This window comes from Ruminococcus sp. AM43-6, assembly GCF_003461785.1.
Classification (GTDB): domain Bacteria; phylum Bacillota; class Clostridia; order Oscillospirales; family Ruminococcaceae; genus Hominimerdicola; species Hominimerdicola aceti.
The window spans coordinates 1-11355 of record NZ_QTXU01000044.1 but is presented as its reverse complement, the minus strand read 5'-3'; the positions used below and the strand labels follow the sequence as shown (position 1 = coordinate 11355).

Sequence of the window (11355 nt, the reverse complement as noted above, 5' to 3'; positions counted from 1 at the left end):
TTGTTTTTATTATACTTTGATTGTTTTGTATGTGTCAAGTTTTATTATACAGGATTAGTAAAATACATTGAGCAGACTACGGAGCTTACAGCAAAAATCAATAAGCTGCAGGCCGAACTGAAAAAGCTTACCCGTTCCGATGACGAGGACGAAACAATTGACCAAATAGAAATGCTGATAGACTTTTTTGAAAAACAAAGTAATCCAATAACAGAATTTGACGAGTCGACGTTTGAGGGCATAGTTGAAAAGATCGTTGTGATAAATCAGCATGAGCTGGAATTTCACTTAATCGGCGGTTTAAAATTTAATGAGAAGATAAAATAGACAATTTCTACATCATAAATTTATTGCCTTTGGATATAGCTATTTCAAAGGCTTTATGGTATTGTTGTTTTCGGAGGTGAAATTAATATGCTCAAAAACAGAGTAATCCCATTCGGCTACTGCATGAAAAACGGCGAAATAACCACCGAGCCTAAAGAGGTTTACGCAGTTGCAACAATTTTCAGCGAATATCTTAATGGCAAAAGTCTTTTGCAGATTGCAAAGCTTATGGAGTCCGAAAAAATCCGATACAACAGTGATTCCGATCATTGGAACAAAAACATGGTCAAGCGGATCATAGAAAATGAAAAGTATCTGGGAACTGACAAATATCCGCAGTTGATCGATGAGGATATCTTCAGACAAGCAAATGAAAAGCGAGTGAGAAAAGCAAATTCACTTTGCACAATTTCAGAAGACCTATCGGAAATCCGAAAGGTTACATACTGCGCCGAATGCGGAGAAAAGGTTTTCAGAAAAACCAACGGCAAGGGTCGTGAATACTGGAATTGTGAAAACCCCGACTGCTTTAAATTTGAATATCGCATGACAGATCAGATGATAATGGGAGCAGTGATCACTGTTCTGAACTCTGCTGCTGCAAACCCAAGTTTAATTGAATGCGGCGGAGAGGTCAGCACATATTCCCCGACATCAGACATAGTCAGTCAGCAGAATGAGATAAATCGGATGACCGATGTATCTCAGATCAATTTTGAAAGAATAAAATCTGAGATCTTCAAGCTTGCCGAAATGAAATACGACTGCTGTACCTACAGCGACAGTCCGCAAAAAACAGAGAAAATCAAGGCTGTTCTTAAAGACCACGAGCAATTAAATACATTAGATATTGGCTTATTCAAAGCGTGTATTTCACGAATCTGGATAAGCCATTTTTGTACCATAGAGGTTGAATTTATCAACGGAGTACACATCAAAAATATCACAGAAAGGAATGACAAAAATGTCCACAGCTCCGAATGTAACGGTAATCCCTGCGAAAGTGCAGACAACGGAAAACCGTGATAAATATCACCAATTAAGAGTTGCCGCATACTGCCGTGTCAGCACAGAACAAGAGGAACAGCAGAATTCATATCAGGTACAGATCGCCTATTACACCGATTTGATCAACCGAAAAAAGGAATGGACGCTTGCCGGAGTTTTTGCCGACGAAGGGATCAGCGGAACTCAGACAAAGAAAAGGACAGAGTTTAACCGAATGATAAGAATGTGCAAAAACAAAAAGATCGACCTTGTGATAACGAAATCAATTTCAAGATTTGCCCGAAATACGGTGGATTGCCTTGAATATGTTCGACAGCTTAAAGACTTGGGTATTGGCGTGATTTTTGAAAAGGAAAACATAAACACGCTGACAATGACAAGCGAGTTTATGATTGCTTTGTACGGTTCATTCGCACAGGCTGAAAGTGAATCCATAAGCAAAAATGTTTCATGGGGAAAGGAAAAAGCCTACCGTGAGGGCAAGGTGTCCTTTCAGTATAAATATCTGCTGGGTTACAAAAAAGGTGCAGACGGCAAGCCGGAGATAGTTCCCAATGAGGCTGAAACTGTACGGTTGATCTTCAGTCTTTATCTTGACGGATATACCTTACATAACATCGCTCAGACCTTAATGAATCAAAAAAGAATTACCGCAACTGGTAAAAGTGAGTGGTCTAAGGGTGAAATTCAGAGAATTCTGAAAAATGAGAAGTATGTGGGAGATGCACTTTTGCAAAAAACTTTCACGGTCGATTGCATTACACACAAAGTTGTGAAAAATAACGGAGAGCGCCCGATGTATCTTATTACAGATCATCATACTCCCATAATCGATCGTGATACCTTTAACCGAGTACAGCAGGAAATTGCAAGGCGAAGTTCAAAAAGAAAAATATCCGATCATACCAAAACAGAGCAAGGAAAATACAGTGGAAAATATGCATTGTCCGAATTGTTGATATGCGGAAATTGCGGAACTCCGTACAGGCGCAGAATATGGACAAAAAACGGGAAAAAGCAAGTGGTCTGGCGGTGTATCAGCCGTCTGGAACACGGTAAAAAATACTGCCCCGATTCGCCTACGATCAAGGAAGAAAACCTGCACCGTGGAATTATTCGTTCGATAAATAACTACTATTCCTGCCGTGACGATATTGTTCGGATATTAAAAGCTAATATCGGATCGGTGTTGGAGTGCCAGGGGCAGGAGGAAATACTTTCGATTGAAAAGCGACTGAAAGAGATCGACCAAGCAAGAACGGATCTGGTCGGACTGATAGTTTCCGGCGGCTGTGACGAGGACAAGCTTGACAGTGAGTTTGCAAAGCTTTATGCCGAGGAACAAGAGTTAAGCGAACGATTGGAAATGCTCAAATCGCAGAATAAAACTTCTGCCGAAACTCAGCAAAAGCTTGATAAGATCACGGACATGATAGAGCATGAAAAATTCGAGTTGGAAACCTTTGATAATGTGTTGATCAGAAAGCTCATCGAATGTGTAAAAGTCTTAAGTAAAACCGAAATACTGGTGATCTTCAAGGGCGGGTATGAAGTCAGAACGGAAATTGAATAATGTGAAAACAGCTTGCGGAGAAATCTGCAGGCTGTTTTTTTCGGAAACGAGGTGAAAATTAAATGGCGAAAAATTTTGAGGGAATAAAAAACCAACGTTACGGAGTTGAAATTGAATGCACCGGCTTAACAAGATCGTCAGCGGCAAAGGCGGTGGCAAAGGTTTTGGGCGGTTCGCCGGAGCATTACGGCGGCAGTTATGACAGATATGATGTTAAAGACAGTAAAAACAGAACATGGAAGATCATGTCCGACGCAAGTATACGATGTACAACGAAGAACGGCTCTTCGGCTTCAAAGCTGTATTCTGTGGAGCTTGTAACTCCGATTCTGGAATACGAGGATATGCCGACGCTTCAGGAGGTCGTTCGTTCTATTCGCCGAAGCGGAGGCATTTGCAACGAGTCCACAGGAATTCATATTCACATTGATTTTTCTCCGTATGACGCGCAAAAGCTTAGAAATCTTGTAAATATTTTTGCAAGCAAGGAGGATATGCTGTATCAGGCTTTACAGGTAGATTCAAACCGTGAACGGAATTATTGCAAAAAGGTAGATAAGCACTTTCTTGAAGAATTGAACAGAAGAAAGCCGACGAGTTTACAGACCATAAAACGGCTTTGGTACGGAGATGACGCCGATTATCACTCACATTACGATCCGTCACGGTACAGGTGTTTAAATTTACATCCCGTCTTTACGGATAACAATATTGAAGTGAGAGCTTTCAACAGCTGCCTGAATGCAGGCGTGCTCAGGGCGTATATTTCGCTGGTTCTGGCGGTCAGCAATCAGGCGTTAACGCAGAAATCTGCAAGCCCACGGGTAACGCAAAGTGAAAATCCTCGTTATACGTTCAGAACATGGCTTATCCGGATAGGACTGAACGGACAGGAATTCAAGAACTGCCGCAAACACTTGCTTTCTCATCTTGAGGGCAATATTGCTTGGAAAAATCCCGAGCAAGCCATAGCTCAGCGAGAAAGGCTCAGACAGGAGCGTATCGCCGCCCGTGAGCAGCGTGTTGAGCCTGTAAGCGAGATTCGGGAGTTAAACGAAAATGTACCCGATGAGATTTCTGAGCCGACAGAGAGCGAATGTGAGGGCTTTGAAGAAAATCAAGATTTAGACATAGAAATGGCTATGTAGATCGGAGGTCGAAGATGAAAAACAAACAGTTATATATTGCATACGGCAGCAACATTAATTTGCAACAGATGGCATACAGATGTCCGCATTCAAGGGTTGCGGGAACATCTGAGATTAAGGATTTTGAGTTGGAATTCAGAGGCGTTGCGACTATTGTTCCGAAAAAAGGAGCAAGCGTTCCTGTTCTGATCTGGGAGCTTGACGACAGAGATTTGCCAGCTTTAAATCGCTATGAGGGTTATCCGAGACTTTACAGGCAAGAAAAAATGTCTTTTGAGCTGGACGGCAAAGAAGTTGAGGGTATGGCGTATCTGATGAACCAAGGAGAGATCGCTCCTCCGAGTAGACAGTATTACAATACGATTTTGCAGGGGTATAGAGAAAACGGTTTAGATAAAAGTTATCTTCAGACAGCTTTGGAAAATTCACTGCAGATTGAACATATGGTAAATGATGAATTTGACGAAGAATATTGTGCGGAAGATTATGATGGATATTACGACATTGATGATTTTCAGATGAAATTTTAAGGAGGTTTGCGGTTTGAAATACAAAGGGTTTCATGTAAAAATAACTCCCGACAGTGATCTGCTTCGGGAGGATAAGGATGGAAATGATGTCCGTTGTGAGGGTTTTACTATTGAAGTTTTTGCAGATGAGTCCGAACAGCTTGAGATAGATATTTTTTCGGCTACTGTGGATTTTGAACTGCTGGAAAACAGTCTCGAAGAAGCGGAGCAGTTCGCTAAGGATTATATTGACTGCGAGGAAAAAGAGTACTGCAGAATGATAGATGAGTATAACGAAGATTGATTGGCAGCGTAAAATTGGATGTTTGAACTGAGCATCCATTTGGTATCAGCAAGACAAAGGAAACCCCCGCTTGAACGTTTTGTTTGAGTGGGGGTTATTATGTTGTTGCTTTTATTTCAAGAAATTAAATATCTATCTGAAAACATCAATAAATCGTTTCTGTTTATATTTGTCGCTAAATGTCGCTACGTGTCGAACGCATGTGTTACGTTGCATAATAAATTTATATATTTTTGTAGCATATAACAAACTTTTAGTTTTTGTATTATTTTTTATTAAACAATGCCGCTTTTGTCTTTAAAATGTTTTATAATTGTTAATATAAAGCTTATTTTAACTCATAAGTTTTATTGTGAATTCAAAAAAGAAATATGGAGGGAAAAGATATGTTCAAACTCAAAACAAAGTCAAGGCTGTAACGAACGTTATCCGGCGCATTGGCTTTAGCTATGACCGCAAGCTTAGCCTCGGTCATTCCTGCGTCTGCCGAGGAAATCTCTAGGTATCCTTATGCAATTTTTGCAGCCGACGAGGCTGCCGGCATTAGCGTAAACACTGACAGCTTTACTTTAAACGGCAATGCATATACAAACGGCGTGTTTTCGACAACCGCTCAGTATCCCAATATCAATGGTACTGTTACGGATCATGATGATATTGAAGATGAAAACAATACGGAAGTAGAAGAAACCGAAGATGTATTTGATGTAAGCGAGGATATGATTCTCATTCATACCAAGCTTGCAGACAAATATTTTACCGAAAACTGCGATACATACAACGAAGATTATACATATTCCGATATGAATATTAATATAAATAATTCTGTCTACGTTACGGGCAAACTGAATCTGTACGGCAATATCAGCCTGAATAACGCTGTAGGAGCAGTTTCAGACGTTGATCTTTCCGGCGGAAATCTCAACGGCAACAACACGGTTATCTATTCAAAATTCGGTGATATTGACATCTCAAACAGTCAGGCTTCGGTAAACGGACTGATCTATGCTCCATTTGGAACTGTTACCATAGACTGCGACAACTTCAATATGAACGGACTTATCATTGCTCAGAATGTTGTTATCGACGGATACGGAGCGAATATTAACTACAGCAGCTCGTGGGCAGAGCTTGTCGGTACAGAATCTGAAGAACTTAGTTGGACATTTGATGACTGGCAGTATCTTGCCGATACAGACGATGACGGTCTGCCTAATCTTATTGAAAAGGAAATAGGCTCTGATCCTTATAATCCCGATACGGACGGTGATAATCTTCCTGACGGGTACGAAGCGTTAACGCTTGGAACCGATCCAACAAAGCCTGATACCGACGAAAACGGTGTGTCAGATTATGATGAAGATTTTGACAATGACGGACTTTCTAACGGACAGGAATATGAGCTTGGCACAGAGCCTTACAATGAGGATACCGACGGCGACGGTCTTAAAGACGGAGAAGAGATCAACATTTACGGGACTGATCCGCTTAAGGTTGACACCGATGAAGACGGGCTTGAGGACGGCGACGAGATCTACTTTGAAACCGATCCTCTGAATCCCGATAGCGACGGCAACGGCATTTCCGATGGTGATGAAAAACGTTCACAGACATTTATTCACAAGGTTGAAAACGAGGATTGTGCTGTAACCGAGGTTCATGTAACTATGGAGGGCACGGGAAATCTCCAAAAGACAACAACTGTTGAGAGCATTATGAACAAGGATATACTTTGCTCTGATGTTGTCGGTCTTGTGGGCGAGCCTTTCTCAATTGAAACGACTTCACAGTTTGATACTGCTACGCTTACTTATGTGATCGATAAGTCTAAGCTTGGTGATACTGAGTTTGACAACCTACTGTTTTTATGGTATGATGAAGAAAATGACAATTTTGTTGAGCTGGACACTGTGCTTGATGAGGATAATTCAACTGTAAGCGTGGAGACTACACACTTCAGTAAGTATATGCTGGTGGACAAAGTAGAGTGGTTCAATGCTTGGAAAAAAGCTTCACTTTATTTTGAAGATACCTACGAACCGCTTGCTACCGTGATTTGTTACGACTGTTCGGGAAGTATGAGTAGCAATGACCGTACCTTTAATTATAATATATATAACGAGGACGGGACGATAGCTTATTCTTATCCTACCTGCTACAGAAAGCTTGCAATAGATAATTATATAGATTCAATGACATTGACTGACAAAACGGCTCTGATCAGTTATGAAAGCTCTGCTAAGCTTGTAAGCGGTTTTTCAAATGATAAGGATATGCTAAAGAGTGCAGTAAAGCCATATAATTCAGGTGGCACAAATGCACAGGCTGCCGTTAAGATCGCCATTGATGAATTGGAAAGCGTTGAACATTGGTATACCAGACATATTATTCTTCTGTCTGACGGAGATGTAAATATATCAGAGGAGTATATACAAAAGGCGCAGGATAAAAAGATAAAAATACATACGATTGGTTTAGGTTACGGTGCAAGCAACAGCAGGCTGAAATCATATGCCGAGTCTACCGGAGGACAATTCTTTGCGGCAGCGACTGCCGAGGAGCTTGAAGCTATTTATAACGATTTGTCAAGAGATAATCATTTTGATCTTCAGAACATGGAGGATCTGGACGGCGACGGTCTTCCAGATGAATTTGAGGTTTCGGGATTGGTTGTTTCTAATGCACAGATTTTCTATACCGATCCTGAAAATCCGGATTGTGACGGGGACGGATTGCTTGATGGAGAAGAAATTTCAATCGAAAATCCTAAGTTTGTAATCAAAAAGGATTCTACAGGCGGCCATGCGGAATATTCTTCATTAGTGTTCAGATACAACTCGGATCCTTGGAATGAGGATACTGATGGAGATGGGTTAGATGATGACAGCGATTTTGACCCGATTCATCCTGCAACTGATGACCAATTAAAAATTATTGACTTTTTTGATTCAGCTGAACTTTTTGAAATACAGTATTTGGCACAATTTTGTGAAAGATTCGAATGCTCCCCAATTATTGCGATAGATTACATAAATGTTTATCGCAGACATGCTGATTATGCGATTGACGAAGTGATTGAGGATTTAGCGTCATTAGGGTATAAATGCGATAAAGCTGCATTCCAAATTTATTATACAGAATATTTTAATTATAGAGACGAAACTTCTTGGTCTCAGATAATGAGCATAGGTTATACAAGTTGGACACAATCTTTTCAGTTTTTCTTATCTACTTGGGTGTTAGAAAATGCTTTTCAGGCTAAGAACACCAAAGCTGTTAATTCTTTTGAATTATCTAAAAAACAGCAAGCTGCATTAGATGATATTTCTAAAATATCTCAAAAAGGCGATATTGTCAAAATAGAATCAGCTGAAAAAGTAAACAGCGAATTTAAAACCAATTCTAACTACAAACCACCCTATCAACCTGGGACAAAGACCATAACCGTTAAACTTAAAGAAAACACAAAATTTGTTAGGGTTTATCGAGAGTCTGGAAAACTAACCGGAGGTTGGGTAATGGAAGCTGAGCAAATTGAAGGTCTAACACCGTCACAGATAAAAAACAAATTTGCTTTGGAGTATGAACCTAAATATATTTGTGATGTTGAAATTCCTGCAGGAAGTACTGTTCGTTATGGAATCGCCAATAAAATAATAAATTGGGGGAACGGCGGCGGAACTCAATATGATTTAATGGGTCAGTTTATTGGTAAGTTCACAAACGAACGATTATTATGATATCGGAGGTTAACTATGCCTATTTTAAAAATACATAAAAATGCATTGTATGTTAATAACGAGCTGGTAAAATTTCAGTTTGAGATTGATACTGTCCTTGTTCTTGATTCACAGGTAATTGTACTAATAAAAACTCCATATGACATTGATAATAATGATAATGTTTACTCAGTTGATTTTCATGGTAAAATTACTTGGCAGATAGAATCAGCAAAAAAGAGGTTTCCAAAGCTGCAATACACTCCATATGTTGGGCTTTCGTATAAAAATGGCAGTTTGATTGTCAATGATTTTTACGGTACGGATTTTATCGTAGATATCAAAGATGGTAGACTTTTGGAGAGAAAAAGCGGTTCGAGATTTTGAAGTGGCATATATTGCATTATGAGGAAGGCACTGTTGGTTTTAAAGTAGCAGAAAAGTATCAAAAAGCTAAAAATGAATTTTGCAAATCTGGTGCGGACTCAAAGACCGGCATTATAAATATAGGAGGTATGGTAAACGGTCATATGCCGGAAACATATTACTTTTTAGCTAATGATTATTTACACAAATTAAAAGCGAGTTGATTTTATGAAAAAGGGAAAAATCATGTCGATGATAGTGCCAATTATTTTTGTCATTATTCCGCAGATTATTGTAATTATTGCATCATCCTTTATGAAAAATGATCAATCTATAATTTTGAATATAGGAGGGAGCATTGGTATTATATGTGGATTACTTGCATTAATTTTAATCTATCAAAATAAAATCAATGTGACAGGACATATTATTTCAATATTGATAGTTATATTAATTTCATTGATCATAACTTGTTTATCGTTCTTTGCACTTTCCTTTATAGGTATAATTTTTGGTGCAATAATAAGTACGGTTGTGTCAAATATGTTTTTGCTATTTAAATGTGATCCAAAGTCATTAAGGGAATCAGTGATTTTGATGTTGATTAATCCAATAAATTACGCCTTATTAGATTGCATAGCCTGCATATTAGCAGTAATTATGTTTCCATTAAATATTGTGATTTAATATCAAATATTGTATACATGATAAAAGTAATCGCTGTACAGACTAAAATCTGTGCGGCGATTTTTTATGCAGAATTATGAATGCTACGTTTTAAATGACCATAACTGAAAGTGAGCAAAATATTTAAATAGGCTGTTGACAAACGAGTGTTCCAATGCTATAATATTAAATAGGGACGACATAGTTCAACATAAAATTAAACAGTAAGTGCCTCTTACTTAGATAAACATATCGGCAAATACTTTTAGAGCTTTAAGCTCGTACATATTTCAGGCACGATTTTGGTAACAACGGGATAACTATATCCTTTTGTAAAAATCGTGAAACTGAAAAGTGTACGGGCTTTTTTGTTTTGGTTACATATTGATATCGGAAATTTAATTAATGTGCGTAAAAAATTTGAATGCGATTTACAAAGTAAATTAAAACGAAAAGCAACAGAAACTTGAAAATTGAATAGGAGGCTTGATAAATTGAAAAAGTTCAACTCAAAGTCCTGCGAGGAAATCATGACCACAGTGTACAAACCGATTGAATTTGTAGTTGACAATCTGCTTGCACAAGGTCTGTATATCTTAGCAGGAGCACCAAAAGTCGGAAAATCGTGGCTTGCGCTTGATATGTGCTTGTCTATAGCGAAAGGAGAAAAGGTATTAGGTCAGCAAACTACACAAGGAACTGCGCTGTACTTGTGTCTGGAAGATAGCTATGTACGAATCCAAAATCGTCTTTACGAAATTACGGACGAGCCTGCGGAAAGATTGTATTTCGTAATTATGTCTGAGGCGATTGGAAATGGCTTGGAAGAACAGATTACGGATTTTAAAAATGAGCATTACGATTTAAAAGTTGTGTTCATTGACACTCTGCAAAAGGTGCGTAACGAATCGGAGTCAGGCTACGGCACTGATTACAAAGAACTGTCTGTGATGAAAGCACTTGCCGACAAGCTTGAAATTACAATCGTAGTTGTGCATCACACACGAAAGTGTGCTGACAGCGATCCATTTAATATGATCTCAGGCAGTACAGGCTTAAGCGGTTGTGTTGACGGAAGCATGGTTCTGATTGAAAGCAAGCGTGGAAGTCGTACAGCAAAGCTTCATTGTGTAGGTCGTGATATTGAAAACGCAGAAATTAATTTGCAGTTTGACAGCGATTTGAAAAAGTGGATAGTCACCGATGAGCCGTCCGACTGTAAAAGCAAGGATAACATTTTTCTGGCTGCACTGTATGTGTATCTTAAGAAGCATATTGATTTCTGCGGTACAGCTTCGGAATTAGTGAATGTTCTGAAAAGTGTTTCCGATGAAACGTTTTATCCCAACAGAGTAACAAGAGATCTGGTGCAGAACGGTTACACTCTCAAAAAGTTTGGAATTGATTTTCAGTACAAGCGAACAAGAAACGGCAGACTGATAATTCTTCATTACGACTGTGAGCGTGACAGTAGTGACAGTAAAAATGGTAGCGGAGTTACTGTCAACGGAGCGCATAAGCAATACCTCGCAAACCCTTGAAAATGCTTGGTTTACGGTGCTGACAGCAGGTGTGACAGTAACTGAAAACGGGCAAAGTTACTGTCAACCAAAATCGGCAAACGTAAGCCGATTTGCGGGCTTGGATTTTTTGTCGGGTAAGTTTAGCAAAAGCATTTTAATCCTGTATAATAAAACTTGACACATACAAAACAATCAAAGTATAATAAAAACAA

General features: G+C 39.0%; 10 protein-coding genes and 1 pseudogene. All 11 read left to right on the top strand.

Going from position 1 to position 11355, the window contains the following annotated elements; all coding sequences use genetic code 11:
• Nucleotides 1–327, top strand: a pseudogene (locus DW938_RS14870) (hypothetical protein); the annotation flags it as partial.
• Between the two features lie 87 nt (nucleotides 328–414).
• Nucleotides 415–1353, top strand: coding sequence for a recombinase family protein (locus tag DW938_RS13720; protein WP_022126890.1), 939 nt, complete (start codon nucleotides 415–417; stop codon nucleotides 1351–1353).
• Nucleotides 1292–2908 (top strand): recombinase family protein, encoded by a 1617-nt coding sequence (locus DW938_RS13715; protein ID WP_022126891.1) that lies wholly within the window; start codon nucleotides 1292–1294, stop codon nucleotides 2906–2908. The genes DW938_RS13720 and DW938_RS13715 overlap by 62 nt, the downstream gene beginning before the upstream one ends.
• 62 nt (nucleotides 2909–2970) lie before the next feature.
• The gene (locus tag DW938_RS13710) at nucleotides 2971–4056 is read left to right on the top strand and encodes an amidoligase family protein (RefSeq protein WP_118125470.1); all 1086 of its coding nucleotides are present in this window, start codon (nucleotides 2971–2973) and stop codon (nucleotides 4054–4056) included.
• A gap of 14 nt (nucleotides 4057–4070) precedes the next feature.
• Complete coding sequence (locus DW938_RS13705) at nucleotides 4071–4586, top strand: gamma-glutamylcyclotransferase family protein (protein WP_022126893.1); 516 nt, start codon at nucleotides 4071–4073, stop codon at nucleotides 4584–4586.
• Nucleotides 4587–4599: 13 nt separating this feature from the next.
• On the top strand, nucleotides 4600–4869 hold the full coding sequence (locus tag DW938_RS13700) for a hypothetical protein (RefSeq protein ID WP_022126894.1): 270 nt from the start codon (nucleotides 4600–4602) through the stop codon (nucleotides 4867–4869).
• Nucleotides 4870–5306: 437 nt separating this feature from the next.
• On the top strand, nucleotides 5307–8609 hold the full coding sequence (locus tag DW938_RS13695) for a vWA domain-containing protein (RefSeq protein ID WP_147342401.1): 3303 nt from the start codon (nucleotides 5307–5309) through the stop codon (nucleotides 8607–8609).
• 15 nt (nucleotides 8610–8624) lie between these two features.
• The gene (locus tag DW938_RS13690) at nucleotides 8625–8975 is read left to right on the top strand and encodes a hypothetical protein (protein ID WP_118125466.1); all 351 of its coding nucleotides are present in this window, start codon (nucleotides 8625–8627) and stop codon (nucleotides 8973–8975) included.
• Nucleotides 8972–9178 carry a hypothetical protein gene (locus tag DW938_RS13685; protein ID WP_117858708.1) on the top strand — a complete coding sequence of 69 codons (207 nt, stop codon included), beginning with the start codon at nucleotides 8972–8974 and terminating at the stop codon, nucleotides 9176–9178. Before DW938_RS13690 ends, DW938_RS13685 begins: the two co-directional genes overlap by 4 nt.
• A gap of 4 nt (nucleotides 9179–9182) precedes the next feature.
• Nucleotides 9183–9641 carry a hypothetical protein gene (locus tag DW938_RS13680; RefSeq protein ID WP_118125464.1) on the top strand — a complete coding sequence of 153 codons (459 nt, stop codon included), beginning with the start codon at nucleotides 9183–9185 and terminating at the stop codon, nucleotides 9639–9641.
• Between the two features lie 473 nt (nucleotides 9642–10114).
• Nucleotides 10115–11161 carry an AAA family ATPase gene (locus DW938_RS13675; protein WP_118125462.1) on the top strand — a complete coding sequence of 349 codons (1047 nt, stop codon included), beginning with the start codon at nucleotides 10115–10117 and terminating at the stop codon, nucleotides 11159–11161.
• Nucleotides 11162–11355 lie beyond the last annotated feature (194 nt).

Bases quoted from the DNA above. Each gene is read 5' to 3' on its own strand.
- DW938_RS13705 (WP_022126893.1), top strand. From the start codon at position 4,071: ATGAAAAACAAACAGTTATATATTGCATACGGCAGCAACATTAATTTG.
- DW938_RS13715 (WP_022126891.1), top strand. From the start codon at position 1,292: ATGTCCACAGCTCCGAATGTAACGGTAATCCCTGCGAAAGTGCAGACA.
- DW938_RS13710 (WP_118125470.1), top strand. From the start codon at position 2,971: ATGGCGAAAAATTTTGAGGGAATAAAAAACCAACGTTACGGAGTTGAA.
- DW938_RS13680 (WP_118125464.1), top strand. From the start codon at position 9,183: ATGAAAAAGGGAAAAATCATGTCGATGATAGTGCCAATTATTTTTGTC.
- DW938_RS13690 (WP_118125466.1), top strand. From the start codon at position 8,625: ATGCCTATTTTAAAAATACATAAAAATGCATTGTATGTTAATAACGAG.
- DW938_RS13720 (WP_022126890.1), top strand. From the start codon at position 415: ATGCTCAAAAACAGAGTAATCCCATTCGGCTACTGCATGAAAAACGGC.